General features: G+C 72.9%; 30 protein-coding genes. 22 read left to right on the top strand and 8 right to left on the bottom strand.

What is annotated here, in order from left to right; translation table 11 throughout:
* Window positions 1-61: 61 nt before the first annotated feature.
* The 8 genes from BLASA_RS14035 to BLASA_RS14000 all read left to right on the top strand — a co-directional run bounded on the left by BLASA_RS14035 (window position 62) and on the right by BLASA_RS14000 (window position 6838).
* On the top strand, window positions 62-724 hold the full coding sequence (locus tag BLASA_RS14035; protein WP_014376838.1) for an ABC transporter ATP-binding protein: 663 nt from the start codon (window positions 62-64) through the stop codon (window positions 722-724).
* Window positions 721-1380, top strand: a complete 660-nt coding sequence (locus BLASA_RS14030) for a heme exporter protein CcmB (protein ID WP_014376837.1) — start codon at window positions 721-723, stop codon at window positions 1378-1380. Before BLASA_RS14035 ends, BLASA_RS14030 begins: the two co-directional genes overlap by 4 nt.
* 4 nt (window positions 1381-1384) lie before the next feature.
* Window positions 1385-2140: a cytochrome c biogenesis protein CcsA gene (ccsA, locus tag BLASA_RS14025; RefSeq protein WP_014376836.1), complete on the top strand. Its 756-nt coding sequence runs from the start codon at window positions 1385-1387 to the stop codon at window positions 2138-2140.
* A gap of 91 nt (window positions 2141-2231) precedes the next feature.
* Complete coding sequence (locus BLASA_RS14020; protein WP_014376835.1) at window positions 2232-2684, top strand: cytochrome c maturation protein CcmE; 453 nt, start codon at window positions 2232-2234, stop codon at window positions 2682-2684.
* Window positions 2681-4696, top strand: a complete 2016-nt coding sequence (locus BLASA_RS14015; RefSeq protein WP_014376834.1) for a heme lyase CcmF/NrfE family subunit — start codon at window positions 2681-2683, stop codon at window positions 4694-4696. Before BLASA_RS14020 ends, BLASA_RS14015 begins: the two co-directional genes overlap by 4 nt.
* Window positions 4693-5268: a TlpA family protein disulfide reductase gene (locus BLASA_RS14010; RefSeq protein WP_014376833.1), complete on the top strand. Its 576-nt coding sequence runs from the start codon at window positions 4693-4695 to the stop codon at window positions 5266-5268. Before BLASA_RS14015 ends, BLASA_RS14010 begins: the two co-directional genes overlap by 4 nt.
* Window positions 5265-6464, top strand: coding sequence for a cytochrome c-type biogenesis protein CcmH (locus tag BLASA_RS23545; protein WP_014376832.1), 1200 nt, complete (start codon window positions 5265-5267; stop codon window positions 6462-6464). The genes BLASA_RS14010 and BLASA_RS23545 overlap by 4 nt, the downstream gene beginning before the upstream one ends.
* Complete coding sequence (locus BLASA_RS14000; RefSeq protein WP_014376831.1) at window positions 6461-6838, top strand: copper-binding protein; 378 nt, start codon at window positions 6461-6463, stop codon at window positions 6836-6838. Before BLASA_RS23545 ends, BLASA_RS14000 begins: the two co-directional genes overlap by 4 nt.
* Window positions 6839-6856: 18 nt before the next feature.
* Here the strand turns inward: BLASA_RS14000 and BLASA_RS13995 are convergent, their stop codons facing one another.
* From BLASA_RS13995 to coxB, 8 genes are read right to left on the bottom strand one after another with little or no spacing between them, the layout of a single operon-like run.
* A complete protein-coding gene (locus BLASA_RS13995) occupies window positions 6857-8140 on the bottom strand; it encodes a cytochrome b N-terminal domain-containing protein (RefSeq protein ID WP_014376830.1) in 1284 nt (427 codons plus the stop codon).
* Complete coding sequence (locus tag BLASA_RS23540; protein ID WP_051005006.1) at window positions 8137-8946, bottom strand: ubiquinol-cytochrome c reductase iron-sulfur subunit; 810 nt, start codon at window positions 8944-8946, stop codon at window positions 8137-8139. Before BLASA_RS23540 ends, BLASA_RS13995 begins: the two co-directional genes overlap by 4 nt.
* A complete protein-coding gene (locus BLASA_RS13985) occupies window positions 8943-9836 on the bottom strand; it encodes a c-type cytochrome (protein ID WP_014376828.1) in 894 nt (297 codons plus the stop codon). Before BLASA_RS13985 ends, BLASA_RS23540 begins: the two co-directional genes overlap by 4 nt.
* Before the next feature lie 2 nt (window positions 9837-9838).
* Window positions 9839-10225 (bottom strand): c-type cytochrome, encoded by a 387-nt coding sequence (locus BLASA_RS25110; protein ID WP_014376827.1) that lies wholly within the window; start codon window positions 10223-10225, stop codon window positions 9839-9841.
* Window positions 10222-10704 (bottom strand): hypothetical protein, encoded by a 483-nt coding sequence (locus tag BLASA_RS25105; protein WP_014376826.1) that lies wholly within the window; start codon window positions 10702-10704, stop codon window positions 10222-10224. The genes BLASA_RS25110 and BLASA_RS25105 overlap by 4 nt, the downstream gene beginning before the upstream one ends.
* On the bottom strand, window positions 10701-11309 hold the full coding sequence (locus BLASA_RS13970) for a cytochrome c oxidase subunit 3 (RefSeq protein WP_014376825.1): 609 nt from the start codon (window positions 11307-11309) through the stop codon (window positions 10701-10703). Before BLASA_RS13970 ends, BLASA_RS25105 begins: the two co-directional genes overlap by 4 nt.
* Window positions 11306-13210, bottom strand: a complete 1905-nt coding sequence (gene ctaD, locus BLASA_RS13965) for a cytochrome c oxidase subunit I (RefSeq protein ID WP_014376824.1) — start codon at window positions 13208-13210, stop codon at window positions 11306-11308. The genes BLASA_RS13970 and ctaD overlap by 4 nt, the downstream gene beginning before the upstream one ends.
* Window positions 13207-14166, bottom strand: a complete 960-nt coding sequence (gene coxB / locus BLASA_RS13960; RefSeq protein WP_166486551.1) for a cytochrome c oxidase subunit II — start codon at window positions 14164-14166, stop codon at window positions 13207-13209. Before coxB ends, ctaD begins: the two co-directional genes overlap by 4 nt.
* Before the next feature lie 221 nt (window positions 14167-14387).
* Here coxB and BLASA_RS13955 point away from each other — a divergent pair, with 221 nt between their 5' ends.
* The 14 genes from BLASA_RS13955 (at window position 14388) to BLASA_RS13890 (ending at window position 25594) form a co-directional block, all read left to right on the top strand.
* Window positions 14388-15314 carry a cytochrome c oxidase assembly protein gene (locus BLASA_RS13955; protein ID WP_014376822.1) on the top strand — a complete coding sequence of 309 codons (927 nt, stop codon included), beginning with the start codon at window positions 14388-14390 and terminating at the stop codon, window positions 15312-15314.
* A gap of 56 nt (window positions 15315-15370) precedes the next feature.
* Entirely contained in the window at window positions 15371-15610 is a 240-nt protein-coding gene (locus tag BLASA_RS13950) for a hypothetical protein (protein WP_014376821.1), read from the top strand.
* Between the two features lie 242 nt (window positions 15611-15852).
* Window positions 15853-16182: a hydrogenase maturation nickel metallochaperone HypA gene (locus BLASA_RS13945; protein ID WP_014376820.1), complete on the top strand. Its 330-nt coding sequence runs from the start codon at window positions 15853-15855 to the stop codon at window positions 16180-16182.
* Window position 16183: 1 nt separating this feature from the next.
* Window positions 16184-16984: a hydrogenase nickel incorporation protein HypB gene (gene hypB, locus BLASA_RS13940; protein WP_014376819.1), complete on the top strand. Its 801-nt coding sequence runs from the start codon at window positions 16184-16186 to the stop codon at window positions 16982-16984.
* Between the two features lie 145 nt (window positions 16985-17129).
* Complete coding sequence (locus BLASA_RS13935) at window positions 17130-18638, top strand: hypothetical protein (protein ID WP_197536222.1); 1509 nt, start codon at window positions 17130-17132, stop codon at window positions 18636-18638.
* Entirely contained in the window at window positions 18635-19165 is a 531-nt protein-coding gene (locus BLASA_RS13930; protein WP_014376817.1) for a hydrogenase maturation protease, read from the top strand. The genes BLASA_RS13935 and BLASA_RS13930 overlap by 4 nt, the downstream gene beginning before the upstream one ends.
* Window positions 19166-19198: 33 nt before the next feature.
* Window positions 19199-19744, top strand: a complete 546-nt coding sequence (locus BLASA_RS13925) for a hemerythrin domain-containing protein (protein WP_014376816.1) — start codon at window positions 19199-19201, stop codon at window positions 19742-19744.
* A 64-nt stretch (window positions 19745-19808) separates the two neighbouring features.
* Window positions 19809-20873 (top strand): hydrogenase expression protein HypE, encoded by a 1065-nt coding sequence (locus BLASA_RS13920; protein ID WP_041775773.1) that lies wholly within the window; start codon window positions 19809-19811, stop codon window positions 20871-20873.
* Window positions 20874-20916: 43 nt separating this feature from the next.
* The gene (locus BLASA_RS13915) at window positions 20917-22713 is read left to right on the top strand and encodes a nickel-dependent hydrogenase large subunit (RefSeq protein ID WP_014376814.1); all 1797 of its coding nucleotides are present in this window, start codon (window positions 20917-20919) and stop codon (window positions 22711-22713) included.
* Entirely contained in the window at window positions 22703-23386 is a 684-nt protein-coding gene (locus BLASA_RS13910; RefSeq protein ID WP_014376813.1) for a hypothetical protein, read from the top strand. The genes BLASA_RS13915 and BLASA_RS13910 overlap by 11 nt, the downstream gene beginning before the upstream one ends.
* A gap of 37 nt (window positions 23387-23423) precedes the next feature.
* Entirely contained in the window at window positions 23424-24026 is a 603-nt protein-coding gene (locus tag BLASA_RS13905) for a DUF5947 family protein (protein ID WP_041776519.1), read from the top strand.
* Between the two features lie 30 nt (window positions 24027-24056).
* A complete protein-coding gene (locus BLASA_RS13900) occupies window positions 24057-24281 on the top strand; it encodes a hypothetical protein (protein ID WP_014376811.1) in 225 nt (74 codons plus the stop codon).
* A gap of 213 nt (window positions 24282-24494) precedes the next feature.
* Window positions 24495-24812, top strand: a complete 318-nt coding sequence (locus BLASA_RS13895; RefSeq protein ID WP_041775772.1) for a HypC/HybG/HupF family hydrogenase formation chaperone — start codon at window positions 24495-24497, stop codon at window positions 24810-24812.
* Window positions 24809-25594, top strand: a complete 786-nt coding sequence (locus tag BLASA_RS13890; protein ID WP_014376808.1) for a DUF6390 family protein — start codon at window positions 24809-24811, stop codon at window positions 25592-25594. The genes BLASA_RS13895 and BLASA_RS13890 overlap by 4 nt, the downstream gene beginning before the upstream one ends.
* The last annotated feature ends 4 nt before the right edge of the window (window positions 25595-25598 follow it).

The raw sequence follows: 25598 nt of genomic DNA, 5'->3' as shown, positions 1-25598 counted from the left end.
GTCCGAAGGCGCTTCTCCGGGGGAGGTGTCGGCCGGCCTCGGTCGCCCTACGCTGGTGGCCATGCTCGGGCGGCCTGGGGTCGAGGACGGGTGGCGCTCCCCGGCCGGGCCGTCGCCCGCCACCGCGGCACCTGTGCTGCGGCTGACGCGGGCCAGCCGGGTCCACGGTGGCTCCCCGGTGTGGGCCCCGCTCGACCTCGCCCTGGCCGCCGGGACGCTCACCGTGGTGACCGGCCCGAACGGGGCGGGCAAGAGCACCCTGCTGCGGCTGGCCGCCGGGTTGACCCGTCCGAGCACCGGTGGCCGGGAGTGCGCCGGCAGGGCGCTGTACGTCCGCGGCGGTGGAGGTCTGCGCAGCGCGCAGACCGTCCTGGGCGCGGTGTCGGTCACCGCCGGGTTGGCCGGTCGGCGGGAAGCAGCGACTGCCGCGGTGCAGCTGCTCGGTCTCCAGGCTCTGGCGCACCGCCGGGTCGGCACCCTGTCGGCCGGCGAGCGGGTACGTGCCGCCCTGGCGGCGGCGGTCGCCTGCCGGCCGGCCCTGCTCTGCCTGGACGAGCCCACGGCCGCCTTGGACAGCCACGGCATGCAGGCTCTCGTGACCGTCCTCGACACGATCCGTGCCGACGGCGGGACGGTCCTGGTCGCCACCCACCAGCCGGACGCCCTCCTGGCGGCCGCGGACGGCCACCTGGTGGTCGGCGACGGACGGGTGGTGCTGCGGTGACGCAGCCGGTCACCGTGCTGGCGCAGACGGCGGCCGTGTTCCGCCGGGAGGTGGCCGTGGAGCGGGCCGGCCGCGAGGCGCTGGTCACCACGGCGCCCTTCGTCGCCGCCTTCGTGGTGCTGGCCGGCCTGGGCTTCGGACCCGGGCCGCAGCAGCTGGCGGCCACGGCCGGAGGGACGGTGTGGCTGGCGGTCCTCGTCGCCACGGTCCCGTTGGCCCGGACCGTGGCCGGCGCCGAGATGGCGGAGGAGAGCTGGGACGTGCTGCGCGGGCTGGTCGCCCCGAATGCGCTCTTCGCCGGCAAGCTGCTGGCGACCTGGGGCGCGCTCGCCCTGACCTGGGTGCTGGCCGGCGCCCTCGTCGCCGTCCTCTTCGAGGTCCCGGTGCCTCCGGCGGCGATCTACGGCGGTGCCCTGGGCACGCTGGCGCTCGCGGCGCTGACGACGACGTTCGGGGTGCTCGTCGACTCCGGTGCCCGCCGGGGCGGGCTGCTGGCGGCCCTGATGCTGCCCACCGGCCTGCCCGTGCTGCTCGCCGGGACCCAGTTGACCGTTTCCGCGAGTGCTGTGCTCCCCTGGGGCATCCTCATGACCCTGTACGCGGGCGCTGTGCTGACGGCCGCCTGGGCGGTGTTCCCCGTCCTACTCGAGGAGTGATCGGATGGCATCTCCCTCGGCCGGCACGGCCGACCGCATCCACGGCGCAGCGGCCGTGGTGGTTGCAGCGGTCGCGGTGATCCTCGCCCTGGTGGTGGCACCGACCGACACCGTGCAGGGTGAACCGCAGCGGCTGATGTACGTCCACGTGCCTGCGGCGTGGCTGGCCTACCTCTCGTTCGCGGCGGTGCTCGGCGCGAGCGTGGCCTATCTGCTGACCCGGGACCTGCGGTGGGACCGTCGGGCTCAGGCCGCCGCGGAACTCGGCGTCGGCATGACCGCGTTGGCGATCGCGCTGGGCAGCATCTGGGGCCGGCCGGTGTGGGGCGTGTGGTGGGTCTGGGACCCTCGCCTGGTCACCACCGCCGTGCTGCTCCTCGTCTACCTGGGCTACCTCGGGGTCCGCGGCCTGGGGGACGACCGCGCCGCCGGGGCCCGTCGTGCGGCGGCCGTGGGGATCGTCGGGTTCGTCAACGTGCCGGTCGTGCACTTCTCGGTGGTGTGGTGGCGCACCCTGCACCAGCCGGCGACCGTGCTGTCCCCGGACCCGGCGCCGATGGACCCGTGGATGGCGGCCGCTCTGGGGGCGGCCGTGGCGGCCTTCACGCTGGCCGGGGTGCTGGTGGTGCGGCGCCGGCTGCGGGTGCTCGCCTCGGCCGACGCCCCCGCCGCCCCCGGGCCGGCGGGTGCTCCGCCGCAGGGCGCAGCCGCCCTCGGACCGACCGAGGCGCTCGTCGTCGTCCCGAGGACGCGCCGGTGAACGGCTGGGAGTGGGTGGTGGGGGGCTACCTGCTCACGGCGACGACCTGGACCGCGTACTGGTACTGGACACGGCCGGGGCGGGGACCCCGGTGATCCGCAGCGACGGCGAGACCGCCGAGCGTCCACGCCGGCAGATGCCCGTGCGGCTGCTGCTCGTCGCGGGCGTGGTCCTCGTCGCCGTCGGGGTGCTGGCGGTCGGGGGGCTGCAGGGCAGCCTCGTCTACTACCGGACGACCAGCGAACTGGTCGCCGATCCGGAACTGGTGGGTGAGCGGGTACGGCTCGGCGGCCTCGTGGTGGCCGGGTCCGTCGCCACGACGGCGGACGGAGTCCGGTTCGAACTCACCGACGGGGTGCACGACCTGCCGGTCGTCAACAGCGGGCAGCCGCGCGGCGTCTTCCAGGAGGGGCAGGGCGCCGTCGTCGAGGGCACCCTCGGTGCCGACGGCGTCTTCCGTTCCGACGTGCTCCTGGTCAAGCACGACAACGAGTACCGGGCTCCGGTGGGCGGGGCCGCCCGCCCGGCGGAGGACGGCGGATGAGGCACCTGCTCGGCCCGTTCGGTCTGATGCTGGGCCTGGTGTGCTCCGCGGTCGCCTGCGCGGCCTGGGCGGCGACCGCCCGGCGAGGTGACGGCGGCGGTGCGGGCCGATGGGGGAGGATCGGCACCGGAGGATCGCTGCTGGGCGCCGCCGTCGCCGTCGCCGTCATGGTCGACGCCCTCGTCCAGCACGACTTCTCCGTGCGCTACGTCGCCGAGAACGGCGGTCGGGCGGTGCCGCCGTACTACACCGTCATCAGCCTGTGGGCGGCGCTCGAGGGCTCGCTGCTGCTGTGGCTGCTGGTGCTCACCGCCCTGACCGCGCTGGCGGTGGTGCGCGTCCACCCCCGGGCGGGGGACCTGCACCCGTGGGCGATGTCGGTGCTGTCGGCGCTGGGTGCCTTCTTCTTCGCGCTGGCCCTGTTCGCCGGTAGTGCCTTCGACCGGGTGAGCCCGGTACCGGCCGACGGGCCCGGACCGAACCCGCTGCTGCAGGACCATCCCCTGATGGGCCTCCACCCGCCCCTGCTCTACCTGGGCTACGTGGGCATGGCCGTTCCGTTCGCCTACGCGGTCGCCGCCCTCGTCACCGGGCGCACCGGGCCGGCGTGGGTGGCGGTGGTCCGCGCCTGGACGCTGACCGCCTGGGCCTGTCTCACCGCCGGTGTGGTCATGGGCGGCTGGTGGGCCTACGAGGTGCTCGGCTGGGGCGGCTACTGGGGCTGGGACCCGGTGGAGAACGTCTCGGTGCTGCCGTGGTTCACCGCCACCGCGCTGCTGCACTCGATCATGGTGCAGCGGCGGCGGGCGACGTTGCGGCTGTGGAACCTCACCCTGGCGATCGCCACGTTCGTCCTCGTCCTCTTCGGCACCTTCCTCACCCGCAGCGGGGTGGTCGAGAGCGTCCACGCATTCACCCGGTCGACGATCGGCCCGGTGCTGCTCGGTTTCCTCCTGGCCGTGGTCCTGGGTGCCGGGGCGCTGTTCCTGTGGCGCTCGGACCGGTTGGGCGACGACGACCCGCTGCTGGCGACGGTCTCCCGGGAGACCTCCTTCCTCGCCAACAACCTGCTCCTGGCCGGTCTGGCCTTCACCATCCTGCTGGGCACCACCTTCCCGATCGCGGTGGAGGCCCTCACCGGGGACCGGCTGAGCGTGGGCGCCCCCTACTTCACCCGGATGACGGTGCCGCTCGCGCTGCTCGTCGTCCTGCTCATGGGACTGGGACCCCTGCTGCCGTGGGGCAGTGCCCAGGGTCGGCGCCTGGCCGGCCAACTGCTGCCCTCGGCGCTCGCCGGCCTGGCCACGATCGGCCTGCTGGGCCTGTCCGGGCTGGACGGGGTCGGCGCGCTGCTCACCTTCGGCCTGGCGGTGTTCGTCGCCGGGGCGACCCTGACCCGGGTGGTCCTGGACGTGCAGCGGACGAGAACCCTTCGGCCGGGCCGTCTCGCCGGCACGGTCGGGCGGACCCTGGCCCAGCACCGGCGGGCCTACGGCGGGCTGCTCGTGCACCTGGGCTTCGTGCTCGCGGCGGTCGCGGTGGCCGCGTCCTCGACCTACAGCAGCTCGGCCACCCGGCAGCTGGCCGTCGGAGACACCGTTCGGGTCGGGGAGTGGACGGCGACCCTGCAGGAGGTGCGCCGGTCGGCCGACGAGCGGCGCATGTCGGTCGCCGCCGACCTGCTGCTCCGCGAGGACGGGCGCGACGTCGGGGTCCACGCCCCGCGGCTGAGCATGTATCCCTCGCTCAGCCAGGCGGTCGGATCCCCGTCGGTGCGGACGACGCTCACCGAGGACGCCTACCTGGTCCTCACCGAGGTGGACCCGGACGCCGGCACCGCCACGGTGCGCCTGGTGGTCAACCCGATGGTGGTGTGGCTGTGGATCTCGGTGCCGGTCATGGTCGCCGGTGCGGGAGTGGCCGCCTGGCCCGTCCGGCGGACCGTCCCACGGGATGCGGAACGGCTCGAGAACCGCGTGGGAGCGACCGACGTCGAGGAGATACGGGTATGACCGAACCGGCCGACAGCCCGCCCGCCCCCACCCGCCGGTGGCGCCGGTGGGTCGCCGCGCTGGCGTTCGTGGTCGTCGTCGCCCTGGCCGGCGCACTGCTCGCCGCGCGACTGGGCGACTCCGCCGTGACGACCTCCGCGCTGATCGGTCAGCCCGCTCCGCCGCTCGTGGGCGACACCCTCGACGGCGGCCGCTTCGACCTCGCGGGCTGGGAGGGGCAGGTCGTGCTGGTCAACCTGTGGGCCTCGTGGTGCCAGCCGTGCCGCCGGGAACACCCCCTGCTGATCGCCACCGCGGCCTCTCTCGGGCCCCAGGGCCTGCGGGTCGTGGGCATCGACGTGCACGACGACCCGGACGACGCCCGGGCGTTCCTGGCGGAGTTCGGCGGCGCCGCCTGGCCCAGCATCGTCGACCCGGAGGGGACCTACGCGGTCGAGTGGGGGACCTTCGCGCTGCCCGAGACCTACCTCGTCGGCCGCGACGGGACGATCGTGGCCAAGGTGAGCGGCGAGCTCGACGCAGCCTGGATCACGGAGCAGGTGATCCCGCTCCTGGACGGCGAGGGGCCATGAGCGGCGTCCGACGTGCCGCGGGCGCGGTCGTCGCCCTGTGCGTGGTCGTCGTGGCGGTGCTGGGACTGCTCCGCGCCGCTGCCCCGGACGGCAACGCGTCCCTCCGGGAGCAGGTCGACGCCGTGGCGGCCGGCCTCCGGTGCCCCACCTGCCAAGGTCTGTCGATCGCGGACAGCGCGTCGGTCCTCGCTGCCGGCTCCCGCCAGGTGATCGAGGATCAGCTCCGGGCGGGGCGGAGTCCCGACCAGATCCGGCAGTACTTCGTGGACCGATACGGGGAGCAGGTCCTGCTCCGCCCCGAGGCGTCCGGCACGGGAATCCTGGTCTGGCTGCTCCCGGCCCTGGCGGTCGCGGCCGGCGGCGGATTCGTCTGGCGCTGGCTGCATCGAGCCCGCGGCGCGCCGGCGGAGGCGGTCGGGGAGGCCACGGATCCCGAGGCGCACCGCGTTCTCGAGGAGCACCGCGCCGGGCAGCTGGTGCTGGACGACTCACCGGCCGCCGAGTCGCTGCGGGAGGCGCTGGACGCCCGGCTGGCTGCGGAGGAGGACTGGCCGGCCGACGCCGAGGCGCTGGCCCGGGCCGACCGGCGGCTGGGCGCGGCCTTCCGCCGGTACCGCGCCCGAGGCCTGTCCGCGCGATCGCGGACGCCGGGGGCGGCGCTGCCGCGGCGGGCGGTCACGGTCGGGGCGGCCGTCGTCCTGCTCGCGGTCGCCGGAGTGGGCGTGGGAGCGGCCCTGCAGCACCGCGGCGCCGGGGAGCCGGTCACCGGCGGCATCCCGGGTGGCGTGTCGGCGGAGGCCGGGTCGGGCATCGCGGAGCTGCAGGCCCGGGCGGAGACCCGTCCGCAGGATCCGGCGGCGTGGGTGGCGCTCGGCCGTGCTCTCGACCGGGCGCGGCAGTTCGACCAGGCGGTGGAGGCGTACGACCGGGCGCTGGCGCTGGAACCGGCCGCGGACGTCGTCGTCCTCCTCCGCGGCAACGTGCTGGTCCGGGCAGGGCGGGCCGCGGAGGCGCTGCCGCCGATGCAGGAGCTCGCCGAGCGGTACCCGGACGACCCGGACGTGCTGCTCGTCCTCGGTCTGGCTCAGGAGGCGACCGGCGCGCCGGAGACGGCGGAGACGCTGCGCCGGTTCCTCGAGCTCGCCCCCGACTCGCCGGCGGCCCCCGGCGTCCGTGCCCTGCTGGAGGACCAGTGAGAGGTCTGGTCGCGGCGGCGGCCCTCCTGCTCATCGCCGCCTGCGGGGCGGCGGACCCGGAGCCGGCGCCCGCGGGGCCCCCGGTCAGCGAGCTGCGCGTCGGCATGCAGGAGTACGCCTTCGTGCTGTCGGCCGGCACGTTGGCGGTCGGCCCGGTCAGCGTGGTCGTGACCAACGCCGGCAGCGCCGCCCACGACGTGGTGCTGAGGCAGGACGGCCGCGAGCTGGCTCGCAGCGAGGTCCTGTCTCCGGGCGGCCGCCAGGTCCTCGACGTGCGGGTGGAGCCCGGCACGCCGGTGCACCTCGAGTGCACGCTGACGGGCCACTCCCCGGCCGGTATGCACGCCACTCTCCGGGTGGCCGGGGGAGGCTGACGGCGGCTCCGCGCGCGGTCAGCCGCGCTGCCGCCGTGCGTACCAGTAGGCCACGGCGGCCGACAGCAGGGGGGCGACCACCACGGCCACCCGGAAGACCTGCACCACGGTCCGCGCGGAGACCACGAAGATCTCCGCGATGACGGCGCTCGCCGCGCCGAGTGACAGCAGCACGAGCAGGACCACGATCGCCGTGACGAACGCGACCCGACCGGGGGCCTCGACCGCGCGCTCGCTCACGTCGAGGTCCGCCGCGGGCCTGCGCCGGAAGAGGCGCTCGACCAGCGGGAGCAGCAGCAGGACGGCGCCGACGAGACCCGGCAGCAGCACGCCCCCGAGGAAGGGGTTGGTGATCGTCGTGCCCAGGACGGTGAGCTCGACCGCGGGAATCAGCGCGATCCCACCTTCGGCGAACAGCAGGTACCAGTCCGGGTACATGTCGTTGCTCGCGAAGCCCGGGAGGAACGGGCCGATGTGGAGGATGTCGCCGAACGGCACCAGGACGGCGGCGAGCACCAGCACCGCGGTCGTCAGCAGGCCGAGCAGCAGGAGACGCGAGCGCAGCCCCGCGCCGCTGGACGTGGCCACGACCGGCCGCCCGTCGCTCGACCGCCGGCGCGGCAGCACGGTGTGCCGTTGGCGGACCACCAGCCACAGGTGTCCGCCGAGCAGCACCACGAACACCACCGGCAGCACCAGGACGTGCAGCCAGAACAGCCGCGGTACGACGTCGTCGACGTCCGGCCCGGCGAACACCAGGTTGGCCAGCTCGGGACCCAGCCACGGGATGCTCGCCGCGATCGTGTAGCCGATCCGGACGCTGCTCCCGGTGACGACGTCGTAGATCAGGTTCTGGCCGCTCCAGCCGAGCGCGATGGCGACCAGCAGCAGCACCAGGCCGAGCAGGTAGTTCGACGCCCGGCGGCCGCGGAAGGCGCCGCCGAGGAGCACCCGCAGCAGGTGGCCCAGGATCGCGGCGAGGAACAGGTAGCTGGCTGCGCGGTGCACCCGCCGGAGCAACAGCCCGCCGGGCACGTCCTCGCTGATCGTCACGACGGAGGAGAAGGCGGCGGGCAGCTCGCGCCCGGCGTACAGCGACGACGACCCCTCGTAGACCACGGGCTGCGCGGACGGCTCGTAGAAGAACGTCAGGACGGCGCCGGTCAGGAGGAGCACGAGGAAGCACACCACCGCGACCGGCCCCAGCAGCATCGACCAGTGCGTGGGCACGACCAGTTCGCGCAGCCACCGTGGCGCGCCCTTCCGGGTGGCGGAGACCTGTTCCCGCTCCTCGACGGTCATCCGTGCACCGGCCCCACCGGCGTCGGGAACTCCCCGGTCGCGACCAGGAAGCCCTCGTCGTCGACGCCCAGCGGCAGCTGCGGGAGCGGGCGGGACGCCGGGCCGAACGTCGGCACCGCGCCCCGGGCCGCGTCGAACGTCGCCTGGTGGCACGGGCAGAACAACGAATCGGCGTCGTCCTGGTACAGGCCGACCGGGCACCCGGCATGCGTGCAGATCTTCGAGTAGGCGACGATCCGCCGGCCCACGACCCACTCCAGCACGGTCGGGGGTTCGGGATCGGCGGTCAGCCGGACGAGGACGGCGGCCGCGGAGTCGGCGCGCTGGGCGTCCTCGGGCCACACCGTGGCGAAGCCGCCGACCGGGACCTCGGCGGCCCGGATGCGGGTGCCGTCGGCGGTCACGACGTGCGTGCCACGCCGCCACGCCGTCCCCCGTGGGTCGTCGCGCCCCAGCCAGGCGAGCAGCCCGATGCCGGCCACCGCACCGAGGCCGAGCCCGCCGAGGACCCGGCGGCGGCGGACCGGGTGGCGGGCGACGGCGGTCGCCACGGGCGCGTCCCCGGGTTCCCGCTCGTCGGGCCAGACGAGTTCGCGCATGGTGCGCGCCTGGAGCTGACCGACCAGGAAGGCCGCACCGATCAGGCCGAGGCCCAGGGCCAGCCCGATCAGCTCGGTGGCCCACCCGGCGACCAGGCCGGCCGCGAACGCGCCGACCAGCAGCACCACGGCTCCGGCGACCGCGATCGGGACGCCGCCGCGCACCAGCCGGCCACGCTGTGCCGGGTCCGTCCCGGATCCCGTCACGACCGGGTCCCTCCGTCCTCCCCGGGCGCCGGACCCTCCGGCTTCCGTGCCTCCTCCGCCCGACGTGCCACCACCGCCTCCTCCGGCGGCGCACCCTGCGGCGGCGTCGCCGGTCTGCGACCGGTGCGGACCACGAGGACGAGCGCGCCGACCATGACCAGGGCGAGCACGCCGGTGACCGCACCGGCGTAGACCCGGCCGATGTGGGTGAGCCCCAGGGGGGTGGTGTCCGCGGCGGCCAGCTCCTGCACGTAGGCGGCGATGTCCGCGGCGTCCTCGTCGGTGAGCGTCCGATTCCCGAACTCCGGCATCTCGAACGGCCCCACCCGGATGGCCTCGACGACGCCGGTCGGGTCCACCCCGGTGACGTCCGGGGCGAGGGAGCCGTCGGCGGAGATGCCGCCGGACCCCGAAGCGCTGTGGCAGGGCGCGCAGTTGGTCAGCCAGAGGGGCTGGCCCTGCCCGGCGTTCCCGGGGAGCACCTCCGGGATCTCCCCCTCGAGGCCGAACTCCCGGGTCATCCAGGCCACGACCGCCTGCCGCTGCTCGTCGGTGAGCCGCTTCTCGATCGCGCCGACCTCGTCATGCACGATCGGCATCCGCCCGGTCCGGATGGTCAGGTCCACGTAGGCCACCGGGAGGCCGCGCAGCCCGGGCCCGGACTCGACGCCGGTGCCGGCGATGCCGTCGCCGTCGTTCGCGTGGCACAGCCCGCAGTACCGTTGGTACAGCGCCCCGCCTGCGGCGACGTCGACGGTCACGGGCTCCGGGGCGGGGGCTGCGTCGACCGGCTGCACGAGGACGGTCAGCCCGAGGCAGCTCGCGACCAGTGCGAGCAGCGGGAGCAGCGTCCTGCCGCGCCGCTGTCGCCTTCCGTTTCGCGGGGTCACGGTCACTCCAGCGTGTAGAGGTAGGCCACGATGTCGTCGACGTCCTCGTCGGTCACGCCGACGTCGGGCATGAGGGTGCCGGGCTCGACCTCCTGCGGGTCCTGGATCCACCGGGCGAGGTCGTCGAACGTGTTGGGCAGGGATCCGGCGATCGCGCGGCGGTCGGCGAGGCCGCCGAGCGGCGGGCCGACGCTGCCCTGCGGGCCGGGAACTCCGGGAACCTGGTGGCAGGCGATGCAGCCGTACTCGCGCAGCAGCACCCGCCCCACCTCGGGCCGGCCGGGAAGGTCCCCGCTGTCCTCGGTGAGGCTGCTGCAGCCGCTGAGGACGACGACCCCGGCGAGCAGGCTCGCCGCCGGCCACGCACGGTGACCCCGTCGCCCGGTCACCAGCACGGGCCCATCGCCAGCACGGGGAAGATGCCCAACGTGACCATGACCAGCGACAGCAGGTTCATGTACAGCCCGCCGGTGACGAGGAAACGGTTGCGCGCCGTTCCCGGTACCGCGTCCCAGGCTCCGGCCGGGTGCGTCTGCGCCTGCTCCTGCACCCGGCGCCGTTCGCTCCGCGGCCGCCGGGGGGGCCGCGGAGGCGGAGGGACGCCCGCCTCGCCCTCCGCTGGATCGGGCAGCCGCCGCAGGGTCCACCACGCCGCGTAGCAGGCGGCCGCGGCGACAGCCGTGAGCAGCACGGTGAGGCTGGACAGGACGATCGGCAGCGCGCCCGCGTCGGTCGGGCAGCTGAGCTCGATGGTCCAGTAGCCGGCCAGGAGGTGCAGCAGCCAGGCGGCGGTGCCGCCCGCCACCGCGAACCAGAAGACGACCGGCCGGACGCCTGGCCGCTTGGTCTCCGGGGTCGCCGCCGTCACCAGAACCTCGGGGTCAGGTAGAGGGTGAACGCGATGACCAGCCACGAGCCGACGACGAAGTACCAGTAGTGGGCCACGGTGATCGCCATCTGCTGCTCCCGCGGTCGCATCCGCGCGCCGCGGACCCGCAGCAGGACCACGCCGAACCCGATGAGGACGATGACGGCGTTGATGTGGTGGAAGCCGGCGAGGGCGAGGACGAGCGAGCCGTAGACGTCCCGCTGGGGGTCGATGTCGTTGGCGGGGTAGTCGGCCAGCTGGATGGCGAGGAACACCGCACCGAGCAGCAGCGCGACGGCGAGCGCAGCCGGCAGCCGCCCGCCGGCCCGCCCCGAGCGCGCCGAGAGGTGCACGACGGCGGCCGGGACCGCGCTGAGGACCAGCAGCGCCGAGGCGATCCCGGTCCGCCACAGGACCGGGTCCTCGGCCGGCGGTGGCGGCCAGGTCGAGGCGCCGGTCCGCAGGTAGTAGTAGGAGAACAGCAGCGCGGCCAGCATCGAGATCAGCACCCAGAGGGTCAGCTGCATGCCCCACCAGCTGTTGTCCCGCGCGATGGCCGGGGCGGGCCGGGGTGCCGGGTCGCCGGCGTACCCGCTGGTCCTCACGGTTCGTCCTCCCTGCTCCAGCTCCACGCGATCCCGACGCCGGTCGCACCGAGCAGGCCCGCGAGTGCGAGCGGGTAGACGCTGACGAGCACGCCGAGCAGGGCCAGCACGAGGAGAGACGCCATCAGCAGCGGCCACCAGGACCGCTGGGGCAGCGTGACGACCTCCTCGGGCGCGGCGTCGAGCAGGCTGGTGAGCACCACCTGCCGTACGTGTGCCGGTGGCTCGCGCAGCTCGTCCTGCCACGTCGACGGGTCGTACTTCGGCTGGAACGGCCGGGTGTCCCACAACGGGGAGCGGCCGGCGACCTCCGGGATGGCGCGGAAGTTGTAGGCGGGAGGTGGCGAGCTCACCCACCAGTCCAGGGTCTCGCCGCCCCACGGATCGTCGCCCGCCCGCTCGCCGTACCGGGCGCTGGAGATGATGGTGCCGAGCGTCACGAGCAGCCCGGTGGTGAGCACGATGCTGCCGATCGTCGCCAGTGCCTGCGTCGGCTCCCAGCCGGTGTTCTCGGCGTAGGTGTAGACCCGTCGAGGCATGCCCTGCAACCCGGTGATGTGCATCGGGAAGAAGGTCAGGTTGAACCCGATGAAGGTCAGCCAGAAGCTCGTCCTGCCGCTGCGTTCGGACAGCAGCCGGCCGGTCATCTTGGGGATCCAGAAGTACAGCGCGCCCAGGACCGGGAACAGCATCCCGCCGATGAGGACGTAGTGGAAGTGCGCGACCACGAAGTAGCTGTCGTGCGCCTGGGAGTCGAACGGTACGGAGGCGACCATCACGCCGGTGACGCCGCCGGCCACGAAGATGACGATGAACCCCACGACGTAGTACAGCGGTGTCTTCCACACCACGTGGCCCTGCCAGAGGGTCGCGATCCACGCCGAGATCTGGATCGCGCTCGGGATCGGGATGAACAGGCTGGCCAGGGAGAAGAATGCGAGGCCGAGCTGGGGCAGGCCGGTGGTGAACATATGGTGCACCCAGACCCCGAACCCGAGGATGCCGATCGCGACCGTCGACACGGCGATCAGGCTGTAGCCCACGATCCGGCTGCGGGCGAACACCGGCACGATCGTGGAGACGATGCCCAGGCCGGGCAGCAGGACGATGTAGACCTCGGGATGGCCGAAGAACCAGAACAGGTGCTGCCACAGCAGCGCGTCGCCACCGGTGGCGGGGTCGTAGAAGTGGGTGCCGACGGTCCGGTCGAGCTCGAGCAGGACGCTGGCCACGACCAGCGGCGGGAAGGCGAAGATGATCGCCACCCCGGTGACCAGGACGTTCCAGGCCAGCAGCGGCATCCGGCTGATCTTCATGCCGGGCGCCCGGTTGCGGAGGATGAGCACCACCAGCTCGATGGCCCCGCCGATGGTCGCGATCTCGACGAACGTCACGCCGAGCAACCAGAAGTCGATCGACGAGCCGGGGGAGTACTCCTCGCCGGTGAGCGGGACGTAGGAGAACCAGCCGCCGTCCGGCACCTCGCCGAAGAGGAAGCTGGCGTACAGGAAGATCCCGCCGAGGACGTAGATGTAGTAGCCGAACGCGGTCAGCCGGGGAAAGGGCAGGTCCCGGGTGCCCAGCATCAGCGGCAGGATGTACATGGCGAGCGCCTCGCCGACGGGCACGGCGAAGAGGAACATCATCGTCGTGCCGTGCATGGTGAACAGCTCGTTGTAGGTCTGCGCGTCGAGGAACGTGCTCTCCGCGCTGCCGAGCTGCCAGCGCATGAACAGCGACTGGATGCCGCCGAGGGCGAAGAAGACGAACGCGGTGACGAGGAAGCGCTGCCCGACCTGCTTGTGGTTGAGCGCGGTCAGGGACCCGGCCAGCCCCCGCGGGGTCGCCCAGGCCGCGGCCAGCCGGTCCTCGGTGCCGGGCTCGGCCTGCACCAGCGTCATTCCAGGCTCTCCAGGTAGGCCAGGAGCGCCTGCAGTTCGTCGCCGTCGAGGTTGTTGGGCGGCATCCGGACGCCGGGCTTGAGGCCCTGGGGGTCGAGGATCCAGCCGGCCAGGTTGCCGCGAGTGTTCTCCAGCATGCCGGCGGCGATGGTGTCGCGGGAGGCGAGGTGGGTGAGGTCCGGGGCCGGGGCGACGCCTCCTCCGCTGACGTCCTCGATGCGGTGGCACTCACCGCAGGAAGCGGCGAGGAAGACCTCGCGGCCGGCCGCCTCGAGCGAGGTGTCCGGCCGGCTGGAGGCCAGCTGCAGGGTGCGCAGGTGCTCCTCGAACTCCTCCTCCGGCTGGGCCACCAGCACGAACTGCATGCGCGCGTGCTGGATGCCGCAGAACTCGGCGCACTCACCGAGGTAGGTGCCGGGTTCGTCGACCTGGAACGTCATGGTGTTCTCCCGGCCGGGCACGAGGTCGACCTTGCCGGAGACGGGAGGCACCCAGAGGCTGTGGATCACGTCCGCGGAGGTCAGCCTGAGCCGGACCGGGCGCCCGACGGGTACGTGGACCTCGTTCGCGGTCACCACGCCGCTGTCGGGATAGCGGACCTCCCACCAGAACTGGTAGCCGACGACCTCGATGTCCACGGCCTGGGGTGGTGCGGGTCGGGAGATGTGCACGCCGACCACCAGGCTGTAGGCGAACACCGCCGGCAGGACGATCATCGGGACGACCACCCCCCACCCCGCGATGAAGGCCTTGGCACCCCGGGTGTTGCGCCGGGGTGCCCGGCGCGCGCGGTGGCGCAGCGCGAGCACCAGGAACAGCACCGTGGCGGCCCACAGCAGGGTGCCGATCACGATCATGAACCAGGTGAGACCGGCGATCTGCTCGGCGACCGGGCCGACAGGGTCGAGCACCGAGCCCGGTACCGGCGCCGCCAGCGGCACGGCTGCGCTCGGCACGTCCACTGATCTCCCCGGGGCACGGAGGGGGCGACCGGTCGAGGCCCCCCGCGATCTTCCTGACCTTAACGGCGTCGCTGGAACGCACAACCGCACGAGGCGGCGACCGGTCGATGGGTGGCGTCGGACAGGCTGCGGATCGCCCTGCGGTGCAGGACGGCCAGGCAGCACACTGGCGGCATGAGCAACGGATCCGATCGACCGGCTGCAGCGGGGAGCCGGTGACCGGGATCGGAACGACGGTCGACGTCCTCGCCCATCCGGCGGGGACCACGGACTGGCCGGCGGTCCCGCTGGCGTCCCTGGCGCTGGCCGGGCTGGCCTACCTGTGCCTGCTGGTCCGGACGGCGCCGCGCCGGCGTACGCCGTGGGCCACCGCCGGACCGGCGGCGGCCTGGGTCCTGGGCCTGGTCGCGCTGGCCGCCGCTCTGGCGTCGCCGCTCGAGCGGCTCGGCGAGGACTCCCTCACCGCACACATGGTCCAGCACCTGCTGCTCACCATCGTGGCGGCACCCCTGCTGGTGCTGGCCGACCCGATGCCCCGGGTCATCGCGGCGCTGCCCGAGCCGGCCCGGTCGGTCGTGGCCCGGCCGTGGGCGCGCCTGGTCCGGGTGGCCCGGCGCCCGGCCGCCGTCCTGGCCGTGGCGGTCCTCTACCTGGCCGTCGTCCTGCTCTGGCACCTCCCGGCCGCCTACGAGGCCGCGGTCCTCTCGACGCCGGTGCACATCGCGGAGCACCTGACGTTCCTCGCGGTCGGCCTGGTCTTCTGGTGGCACGTCCTCCGCGTTCCGCGCCGGCGCCTGGGGCAACTGGTGGCCGGGCTGGTCGCCGTGCTGATCCCGGCGTTGGGCGAGGCGGTGCTCGGCGGGATGATGCTGTTCTCGACGACGCCCTGGTACGACGTGTACGTCGGAACCGCCGCCCAGCACGGTTTCGATCCGGTGGTCGACCAGCAGGTGGCCGGTGCCGTCATGTGGATGGCCGGCATGCCGGTCTACCTGCTGGCCGCCGTCGTCCTGCTGTGGCGGCTGGTGCGGTCGGACGGCGATGCGGAAGGACAGCTCCCGGTCCCGTCAGGACCGGGGGCCGGGCAGCCGGTCGTGACCGGCCGTCGAGCGCCGCCGGTCACCTTGCGGAGCGGTCGGTAGCGGACGACCCTCGGCGTGGCGACGGGCGGACCAGGGCCACGAGAGGAGGAGGAACGATGAGCACTCCCGGCGATCCCGGGGACCGGCGCCGGCAGCGGGGGCCGGCCGACCCGGAGCAGCGGCAGCCGCGGTCCTTGCGGCTCATCGCCTCGCTCGTGGGAGGCGTCATCCTGGTCGTGCTGGTGGTCTGGCTGGTCGTCTACTTCGCGGCCAGCGAGACCGCCGAGGACGGCAGCGAGTCCCTCGGCCCGCCCGCCGGCACCGCGACGGGGTGGTCGGTGGACGCCCGGTCGTGACCGTGCGGTCGGTCGGTCGGTCGTCCGGCGCTGTACGGCCGACCCGTGGTGCCGCCGAGCCCTTGGCGAGCGAGAGTTCCCGGCCGGGCGACAGCGGCGCGTGCGGCCGGCTGGCCGGGGCTCGGTCCGCTTGCGGCGTCCTCGCCGGAGGGCTAGGACAGGGGACATGGCCGGCCGACGGGCAGATCCACGGCCGGGGGCGGGTGTTCCGGCCTCGGCAGGGACGACCGGGGGTGCGCAGGGTGCACGAGCTCGCGATCAGCCAGGCCGTGGTGGAGGCCGTGCTGGAACGGACCGGGGACCGGTCGGTGCGCTGTCTCCGGCTGGCCGTAGGACGGCTCTCCGGCGTCGTCCCGGACGCGCTGCGGTTCTCCTTCGAGCTGGTCACCGAGGGAACCCCGCTGCAGGGTGCCGAGATGGTGATCGAGGAACCCGCCGGTCGCGCCCGCTGCCGTGGCTGCGGGGCGGACTTCGGCATCGACGACCTCGTCCTGCTCTGCCCCTGCGGTAGCGCCGACGTCGCCGTCACCGCCGGGCACGAACTGCTGATCCGATCCGTGGAGGTGGCGTGAGATGTGCCGGACCTGCGGCTGCGACGACGACGCCGGAGTCCGGCTGACCGCATTGACGGCCGCGCACGAGCACGGACACGAGCACGGGCACGGGCACGACCGGACGGAAGCGCACGTGCACGCGCCGGAACCGGGGCCCGCCGCCCGGACCGTCGTCCTCGAGCAGCGCGTGCTGGCGAAGAACGACGAGCTGGCCGCGCAGAACCGCCGCTCCCTGGCCGCGCGGCAGATCGTCTCGGTGAACCTGATGAGTTCACCGGGCTCCGGGAAGACCACCCTGCTGGAACGGACGATCCGAGAGCTGGACGATCGCTGGCCGATCTTCGTGATCGAGGGGGATCAGGAGACGCTGGTGGATGCGGACCGCATCCGGGCGACCGGCCGCCCCGTGGTGCAGATCAACACCGGCGCGGGCTGCCATCTGGACGCGGAGATGGTCCGCCGCGGTCTCGAGGAGCTCGGCCCACCCGACGGTTCGATGGTCGTCGTCGAGAACGTCGGCAACCTGGTCTGCCCGGCTCTGTTCGATCTCGGCGAGACCGTTCGTGTGGTGGTCATGTCGGTGCCCGAGGGCGACGACAAACCGGTGAAGTACCCGCACATGTTCCGCACCGCGGATCTGGTGCTGATCAACAAGGTGGACCTGCTGCCGTATGTCGATTTCGATCCGGAGCGCTGCGCCGAGCAGGTCCGCCGGCTCAACGCCGCCGCCGAGATCGTGCTGGTCTCCGCCACCCGCGGGGACGGGCTGACGGATTGGTACGGCTGGTTGCGCGCTCGGCGGCCACAGCGTTCCTGTTGACATCGGCAACCGCCGGGTGTGTGCTCCACATCACACCCGGAGTGGCCGACGAGGGGGTGAGCCGGATGCGCGGAGCAGCGGCGCACGACCGGCGGTCCCAGCGGTCCAGGCCCCCTGATCCGCCCACAGCGGACGGCGTCGCGCGATGAGTGCGGCGACCCACGAGCACGGCCGGCCGCCCGAGGGCAGCCAGGGGGCCGTGTCCTCGCTGAGGTCGCCTCCCGTCTCTTCCCCGGCGGCCGGGTTCGAGTACGCCCGTGCGGTCGCCGATGCCATCCTCTACGAGGGATATCTGCTCTACCCCTACCGGCGGTCCTCGCCGAAGAACCGGGTGCGCTGGCAGTTCGGTGTGCTGGCTCCCCGTGAGGTCGTGGCGGCCGCCGGGCCCGCCGACACCAGCGTCGCCGGCTCGGCCGACGCGTGGCACCAGCAGACCGAGTGCCTGCTGGAGGCGCCGGACGAGGCCGAGGTGCACGTGCGGCTGCGCTTCCTGCAACTGCAGCACCGCGCCGTCGAGCGCCGTACCGCTGCAGGCGCCTTCGTCGGGGTCGACGCGCTCGACGTCGACGGGCAGCGACACCTGACCTTCGACGAGGCACTGCCTCGCGAGTTCGACGTCCATGCCTCCGTCGGCGAGCTGCGCGGCGGTGCCCGGACCACGGAAGTCACCGCGCCCGGCGGGGAGGAGGTCGAGCAGTTGCGCGACGGCGCGGGCACTGACGTGGGCCGGATCGTGCGCCGGAGCTGGCCGGTGTCGGCCACGCTCACGCTCGAGACCGCGGCGGCGGAGGCCCCGTACCGGCTGCACCGGCTGCGGGTGGTCACTGCGAACTCCGTGACCACGGTGGCCGCCGACGTTGCCCGGCCCGAGGCCCTGCGGCACTCGCTCGTGGCGGCGCACACGCTGATCGGGGTGCGCGGCGGACGGTTCGTGTCGCTCCTCGAGCCGCCGATCTGGGCGTCCCGCGCAGCGGAGGGGTGCCGCAACGTGCACACGTTCCCGGTGCTCGCGGGAGAGTCCGGCGGCCGCGACGTGGTGCTCTCCTCGCCGATCATCCTCTACGACCACCCGCAGATCGCGCCGGAGAGCCCGGGGCCGCTGTTCGACTCCGGCGAGATCGACGAGATCCTGTCGCTGCGCACGATGACGCTCACCGACGAGGAGAAGCGCGAGGTCCGGGCCACCGACCCGCAGGCGGCGGCCATCCTCGACCGGGTCGACCACCTCCCGGAGGAGGTGCTGGCGCGGCTGCACGGCGCCGTCCGTTCGCTGCGCCCGATCCGGCACGGGGAGAACGCGGGGGAGTCGGCCGCCGCCGACGAGGAGTCCGCGCTGCCCTGGTGGGAGCCGGGTGCCGATGCGCATCTCTCGCCGGACACCGATGCCGTCGTCGTGGCCGGTGTCGCCGTGACCAGAGGTTCGCGGGTGGAGCTGCAGCCGCGCACGCACGGCACCGACGCGCACGACGTCTTCCTCGCCGGCCGCACCGCCCGCGTGGAGGGCGTCTTCCTCGACGTGGACGACGAGCGGCAGGTCGCGGTCACGCTGGAGGACGACCCCGCCGCCGAGCTGCACCAGTGGCGCCGTCGCTACCACTACTTCCTGCCTGACGAGCTGCGACCGCTGCCCGAGGAGGGGGCGGTGAGCGGATGAACCGCGCGCGTGTGCTGGTCGCCGGCATCGGCAACGTCTTCCTCGGCGACGACGGGTTCGGCGTCGAGGTGGTCACCGGGCTCGACCCGGCCGATCTCCCGGACGCCGTCGACGTCGTCGACTACGGCATCCGCGGCGTGCACCTGGCCTACGAGCTGCTGGACGGCCGCTACTCGACGGTGGTCATGGTCGACGCCGTCCCGCTCGACGAGCCCCCGGGCACCCTCGCCGTCCTGGAGGTGCCGCTCGACGACGAGCGCGAACCGGTCGACGCGTTGGCGGTGCCGGCCGTCGACGGGCACGGGATGAGCCCGATCGCGGTGATCGACCTGATGCGCAGCCTCGGCGGAGCGGTCGAGCGGGTGCTGGTCGTCGGCTGCCGGCCCGCCGTGATCGAGGAGCGCATGGAGCTGTCCGCGGTGGTGCAGGCCGCCGTCGAGCCGGCCCGCCGGCTGGTCGCCGACGTCGTCCGCGACCTGTTGCCGGGACCGCAGCATCCGGAGGAGGCCCGCGTCGAGGTCGCCTGACCAGCATCCGCAGCGCGCCAGAGAGGGGACGCGATGGACGCCATCGAACTGCTCAGCCACGACCACCGGATGGTGGAGCAGCTCTTCCGCGACTACCCGGCGGCGGCTTCCGACAGCCAGCGCCGCGGCGTGGTGGAGATGCTCGTCCGGGAGCTGTCCAAGCACGCGGCGCTGGAGGAGCTGATGTTCTACCCGCTGGCCAGGCGAGTGCTGCCGGACGGGGAGACCGCGGTCTGCCGGCGCCTGGACCGGCACGCCGCGGTGAAACGGCAGCTGATCGAGCTCGACCGGCTGTCCGAGGGCGACGAGCGGACCGGTGCCCTCATGGCGCAGCTGCAGGATGTCGTCGCCGGCCACGTCCAGGAGGACGAGCAGGAGCTCATGCCGCAGCTGCGCGAGCACCTCGACGAGCAGGCGCTCACCGAACTGGGGGCCGAGCTCGATGCGGCCAAGCAGCGCGCGCCCACGCGGCCGCATCCGCTCGCTCCCGACGAGCCGCCGCTGCTGGCCCTCGCGGCCCCGGTCGCGGCGATCTACGACCGGCTGCGGGACCGGGTGCAGGGCCGGCCCCGCACATGACCACGCACATGGAGCTGCACGCGCACGCAGCGATGACCGGCAACCGGCGACGGAAGGACGCGTGATGACCCAGCTGAGAGAGGCGACGACGCCGACGGCGGGGGGCTTCGACGAGGTGCACATCCTCTGGATCTCGGAGGGGATGAGCTGCGACGGCGACACCGTGTCGATCACCGCGTCCAGCCAGCCGTCGATCGAGGACGTCGTCACCGGCATGATCCCCGGCCTGCCGACGGTCCACCTGCACAACAAGGTGCTGTCCCCGACGGTGGGCGGCGAGGAGTTCCTGGCCCCCTTCCGGGCGGCGGCCCGGGGGGAGCTGGACGCACCGTTCATCCTGGTGATCGAGGGCTCGATCCCGAACGAGAAGATCAACGGCGAAGGGTACTGGACCTCCTTCGGCAACGACCTGGAGACCGGTCAGCCGCTGACCCTGAACTGGTGGATCGACCAGCTGGCGCCCAAGGCCTGGGCGGTCGTCGCGATCGGCACCTGCGCCACCTACGGCGGCATCCACGCCATGGCCGGCAACCCGACCGGCTCCATGGGGCTGGCCGACTACCTGGGCTGGGACTTCACGTCCGCCGGGGCGCTGCCGATCGTCAACATCCCCGGCTGCCCGGTGCAGCCGGAGAACTTCATGGAGACGCTGACCTGGGTGCTGTACCACGCGGCGGGTTCGGCGCCCCCGCCGCCGCTGGACGAGCTGCTGCGACCGCAGTGGCTGTTCGGCAAGACCGTGCACGAGGGGTGCGACCGCGGCTCGTACTACGAGCAGGCCGATTTCGCCAAGGACTACAACTCGCCCAAGTGCCAGGTCAAGATCGGCTGCTGGGGCCCGGTCGTCAACTGCAACGTGCCCAAGCGGGGCTGGATGAACGGTGTCGGCGGGTGCCCCAACGTGGGCGGGATCTGCATCGCCTGCACCATGCCGGGCTTCCCCGACAAGTTCATGCCGTTCATGGACATGCCCCCCGGCGGAAGCCTCTCCTCGATGCTCGGCAAGCCCTACGGCGCCTTCGTCCGGCGCATGCGCGGCATCACGAACGCCACGGCCAACAAGGAACCGAAGTGGCGGCACAACCGCGACGCGCTCACCACCGGCTACGACCCGCGGTACCGCCCGTGAGAACCGACCTCGACCGGACAGCCCACGACCTGAGGAGCAGGACATGACGGCGACGCAGCACCGGCCCCCGGACGCGCAGCAAGGGCAGCTCGTCGAGATGTCCTGGGATCCGATCACCCGGATCATCGGCAACCTCGGCATCTACACGAAGATCGACTTCGCCAACCGCCGGGTCGCCGAGTGCCACAGCACCTCGTCGCTGTTCCGCGGCTACTCGGTGTTCATGAAGGGCAAGGACCCCCGCGACGCCGGCTTCATCACCAGCCGGATCTGCGGTATCTGCGGGGACAACCACACCACGTGCTCGGTGTACGCCCAGAACATGGCCTACGGGATCAAGACGCCGAAGATGGCCGAGTGGATCATGAACCTCGGCGAGGCGGCCGAGTACCTGTTCGACCACACGATCTTCCAGGACAACCTCGTCTTCGTGGACTTCTGCGAGGCGATGGTCAAGGACACGAATCCCAGCGTGCTGGCGCGGGCGGAGAACACCGAGGCGCCGCACGCCGGCATCCACGGCTACCGGACGATCGCCGACATCATGCGGGCGTTCAACCCGTTCGAAGGAGACGTCTACAAGGAGGCGCTCAAGGTCAGCCGGACCACCCGGGAGATGTTCTGCCTGATGGAGGGCCGGCACGTCCACCCCTCGACCGTCTATCCGGGCGGTGTCGGCACGATGCCCACGCCGACGCTGTTCACCGACTACCTGAGCAAGCTCATCTCCATCCTGGACTTCTGCAAGAAGGCGGTCGCGCTCAACGACGACATCTTCGACTTCTGGTACGAGGCGCTGCCCGGCTACGAGGAGGTCGGCCGCCGGCGCGTGCTGCTCGGCTGCTGGGGCGCCTTCCAGGACCCGGAGGTCGTCGACTACTCGTACGAGAACATGAACGAGTGGGGCAAGGCGATGTACGTGACGCCGGGCATCGTCATCGACGGAAAGCTGCTGACCAACAATCTGGTCGACATCAACCTGGGCATGCGGATCCTGCTGGGCAGCTCCTACTACCAGGACTGGGTCAACGAGGAGCCGTTCGTCACCCACGACCCGCTCGGCAACCCGGTCGACATGCGGCACCCGTGGAACCAGACGACCCTGCCCGCGCCGGGGAAACGCGACTTCGCCGACAAGTACAGCTGGGTGATGAGCCCCCGCTGGCTGCACCCGGACACCGGCGAGCACCTGGCGCTGGACACCGGCGGCGGACCGTTCGCCCGGCTCTACACGACGGCGCTGTCCGGTCTCGTGGACACCCCGTACGTGAAGTCCACCGGGCACAGCGTGCAGATAAGCCTGCCCAAGAGCCACGAGCTGCCCGAGCAGACCATCGAGTGGCAGATTCCGAAGTGGTCCAACGCCCTCGAACGGGACCGTGCCCGCGTCTACTTCATCGCCTACGCCGCGGCGATGGCCATCTACTTCCTCGAGCAGGGCATGGCGCGGATGCGGGCCGGGGACACCAAGGTCTTCCAGGACTTCGAGGTGCCCGACGAGGCGATCGGCGTCGGCTTCCACGAGGCCGTCCGGGGCGTGCTGTCCCACCACCTGGTGATCAAGGACGGCAAGATCGCCAACTACCACCCGTACCCGCCCACGCCGTGGAACGGCAGCCCCCGGGACATGTACGGCACGCCGGGCCCGTACGAGGACGCGGTGCAGGACATGCCGATCTTCGAGGAGAACGGGCCGGACGACTTCCGCGGCATCGACATCATGCGGGCGGTGCGCAGCTTCGACCCCTGCCTGCCGTGCGGCGTGCACATGTACCTGGGCAACGGGCGCACGCTGCAGAAGCTGCACTCCCCGATGTTCGGGGCCGGCAATGGCGGCTGAGCCGGCGGTGGCCGGCGCGGCGGATGCGGCGGTGGCCGGACTGTTCGCCGCTGCCGGCGCACCGCCACCGGACGGGCCATCACCGCTCGGCCCGCTCGGCGATCCGGAGGTCGAGCAGCGGCTCACGGAGCTCGACGAGCTGCTCGGTCGGGTGGAGCAGCTTCCGGGGCCGGCCGGCGAGCTGGCCCTCGAAGCCGTCGCCGCGCTGGCGGAGGTCTACGGTGCGGCGCTCACCCGGGCGGTGGCCTACGCATCCGGCGCGACACGTTCCACCGGGACGCCGCTCGTCGAGGCCTTCACCGGGGACGACCTGCTCGGACACCTGCTGGCGCTGCACGGCATCCACCCCGACCCGGTGGAGGTGCGCATCGCCCGCGCCCTCGACGACGTCCGGGCGCAGCTGGAAGCACAGGGGGAGGTGACCTTCCTCGGCATCGAGGACGGCGTGGCCGAGGTACGGGTCACCGGCGGCGGCGGCGGCGGCTGCGGTAGCGGCTGCGGCTGCTCGTCGGCGTCCACCGAGCCGCCGGACGCACTCGTGCGAAACGCTGTACTGGCGACGGCGCCCGAGCTGTCCGACGTCCGGGTCGTCGTCGTGCAGGCGGCCCGTCCGGCGACGTTCATCCCGCTGGACTCGCTGCTGCGCTCACCGGCCCAGCCGAGTCCACGGTGAACGCGCCCAGGGCGTCCGGTTCCACTGCGGAGCAGTGTTGAGCACCGGGGCGCTGGAACGTGTCGTCCGCCGGTCGTCGAGCTCACCGGCGCAGAACACCGAGCGCTGCGACATGTGCGGGCTCGCCCTGCCGGGGCAGCACCGGCACGTGCTCGACGAGCAGGCCGGAGAGCTGATGTGCACCTGTCAGGCGTGCACGCTGCTGTTCCAGCGGGACGCCGCCGGACGGGGGCACTACCAGCTCGTCCCGGAGACGCGGATGCGGCTGACCGACCTGTCACCGACGGAGTTCGGCGTCCCCGTGGGCCTGGTCTACTTCGTCGTGCAGGGCGACGGCTCGGTGCTCGCGAACTATCCCAGTCCCATGGGCCCGACCCGGTCGGAGGTCGACGCCGGCACGTGGCGGGCTCTGCAGCAGCGCTGTCCCGAACTGTCCGCCATGACCCCCGGGGTGCAGGCGTTGCTGCTGAACACCGCCCGGGGCGCCGACGAGCACTGGCTGGTCCCGATCGACGACTGCTACCGGCTGGTGGCCGTGATCAAGCGGGAGTGGACGGGGCTCTCCGGTGGCAGCACGGTGTGGCCGGCGATCCGGGCGTTCTTCGACGGGCTGGCCGAACCGCGGCGCAGCACCTACTGAGGCTCAGCACGCAGTGAGAGGAGAGGCGCGATGGCGACCGAGAACAGGCCGGCCGGAATCCGGGTGGGCAGACCCGACGCCCGACCGGACACCGGATCCCACACGAAGGGCGTGAAGCAGGGCAACCACGGCCCGTACGAGAAGCAGGTCGGGCACCACCCGGACGGGACGGCGGACGCGCGTCGCTCCACCGGGGTGCGGCCGAAGAAGCACGATCCGATCCTGCCGATCATGCCCAACCTGCCGCCGGGGTGAGCCCCCAGCGCATCGGAGCCGACACATCACCGGGACCGGAGAGGACTGGAGGACGCCGTGTACGTGCCGAAGTGGGTGCTGCTGCTCCCTGTCGTGGCCGCGGTCGCGCTGATGTGGAAGGAGTTCCCGGCGCTGACCCGTTACATCAAGATCACGCGGATGTGACGGCTCAGCACAGCCGTCGGTCGTGTCCCACCGAGAAGAGGTGACGCCGTGTGCATCGCAGTACCGGGCCGGATCGTGTCGGTCCACGAGCGGGGGGACACCCCCATGGCCGACGTGGACGTCCGCGGCGTCCGGAGGGAGGCCTGCCTGGTCTACGTGGCAGACGCCTCCGTCGGGGACTGGGTGGTCGTGCACCTCGGCATGGCCCTTCGGCAGCTGGACGAGACGTCGGCGCTGGAGACCCTCGCCGTGCTCGAAGAGCTCGGGGCCCTCGACGAGTTCGGCGCCGTCGATGCGGCGCTCGCCGACGGCGTGCCGAGCCCGCCGACCGGGGTGCCGGCCGACGAGAGGAGGACGCCGTGGTGACGGCGAACTCAGCGGTCGTCCCCGGACCGGTCCTGTTCGCGCGCTACGCCTTCCCGCCGAACTCCCACGGCTTCTGCGGGCCGCCGGACCACGGCGGGTTCTTCGAGTACGGCGTCGCCGGGCGGGACGACGGAGGCCTGCGCGCGATGGCCCAGCAGTTCGCCGGCGCGTGGCCGTACCTGCAGCTGATCGCGGGCGCCACCGGTCTGGACGATCCGCTGGACCGCCGGGTGGTGGAGGCCTACTGGGTCGGCAGCCCCCGGTTGGACCAGGTCGGCACGCGCGCGGTGGGCGACTCGATGGAGGACCGGTTCCGCGCCGTCACGGCCGGCACGTTCTCGACCCTCACCGAAGGTGTGCTGGCCGGGGGAGTGCCGCACCACAGCTTCGCGGTGTTCTGCATCTATCCCTACACCGGCCTGCTGACCGAGGGGCGCAAGGCGCCGCACGCGCTCACCGTGCTGGACCGGTGCCGGATCCGCTGGGGACGGGTGCTGGCAGTGCAGGGCGACCAGGTCGTGGTGCAGAGCCGGCCGCTGACCTGGGACGGTGGCAGTCTCGGGCTGGGGCCGCCGGAGACCGAGACGGTCGTGCAGTCGGTCGACGGCGTCGGGATGGTGGGCACGGTGCACCCCGGCGACTGGGTGTCCCTGCACTGGGAGTGGGTGTGCGACACGCTGACCGAGCAGCAGGTCGGCCGGCTGCGCCGGTACACCGAGAAGCACCTGGCCATCGTCAACGACCGGCACAACCGTTCCAGGGTGCCCGCGCTCCTGGACTGATGCG

This window comes from Blastococcus saxobsidens DD2 (assembly GCF_000284015.1).
Taxonomy (GTDB): Bacteria; Actinomycetota; Actinomycetes; order Mycobacteriales; family Geodermatophilaceae; genus Blastococcus; species Blastococcus saxobsidens_A.
This window is presented reverse-complemented; position numbering and strand designations above follow the sequence as displayed.

Coding starts and splice junctions, on each gene's coding strand:
- BLASA_RS13995 (WP_014376830.1), bottom strand. CDS start 8,140: ATGACCGTCGAGGAGCGGGAACAGGTCTCCGCCACCCGGAAGGGCGCG.
- BLASA_RS14035 (WP_014376838.1), top strand. CDS start 62: ATGCTCGGGCGGCCTGGGGTCGAGGACGGGTGGCGCTCCCCGGCCGGG.
- ctaD (WP_014376824.1), bottom strand. CDS start 13,210: ATGACGCTGGTGCAGGCCGAGCCCGGCACCGAGGACCGGCTGGCCGCG.
- BLASA_RS23545 (WP_014376832.1), top strand. CDS start 5,265: ATGAGCGGCGTCCGACGTGCCGCGGGCGCGGTCGTCGCCCTGTGCGTG.
- BLASA_RS13935 (WP_197536222.1), top strand. CDS start 17,130: ATGAGTGCGGCGACCCACGAGCACGGCCGGCCGCCCGAGGGCAGCCAG.
- BLASA_RS13930 (WP_014376817.1), top strand. CDS start 18,635: ATGAACCGCGCGCGTGTGCTGGTCGCCGGCATCGGCAACGTCTTCCTC.
- BLASA_RS14015 (WP_014376834.1), top strand. CDS start 2,681: ATGAGGCACCTGCTCGGCCCGTTCGGTCTGATGCTGGGCCTGGTGTGC.
- ccsA (WP_014376836.1), top strand. CDS start 1,385: ATGGCATCTCCCTCGGCCGGCACGGCCGACCGCATCCACGGCGCAGCG.
- BLASA_RS13950 (WP_014376821.1), top strand. CDS start 15,371: ATGAGCACTCCCGGCGATCCCGGGGACCGGCGCCGGCAGCGGGGGCCG.
- BLASA_RS14010 (WP_014376833.1), top strand. CDS start 4,693: ATGACCGAACCGGCCGACAGCCCGCCCGCCCCCACCCGCCGGTGGCGC.
- hypB (WP_014376819.1), top strand. CDS start 16,184: ATGTGCCGGACCTGCGGCTGCGACGACGACGCCGGAGTCCGGCTGACC.
- BLASA_RS13900 (WP_014376811.1), top strand. CDS start 24,057: ATGGCGACCGAGAACAGGCCGGCCGGAATCCGGGTGGGCAGACCCGAC.
- BLASA_RS13915 (WP_014376814.1), top strand. CDS start 20,917: ATGACGGCGACGCAGCACCGGCCCCCGGACGCGCAGCAAGGGCAGCTC.
- BLASA_RS13910 (WP_014376813.1), top strand. CDS start 22,703: ATGGCGGCTGAGCCGGCGGTGGCCGGCGCGGCGGATGCGGCGGTGGCC.
- BLASA_RS13925 (WP_014376816.1), top strand. CDS start 19,199: ATGGACGCCATCGAACTGCTCAGCCACGACCACCGGATGGTGGAGCAG.
- BLASA_RS13920 (WP_041775773.1), top strand. CDS start 19,809: ATGACCCAGCTGAGAGAGGCGACGACGCCGACGGCGGGGGGCTTCGAC.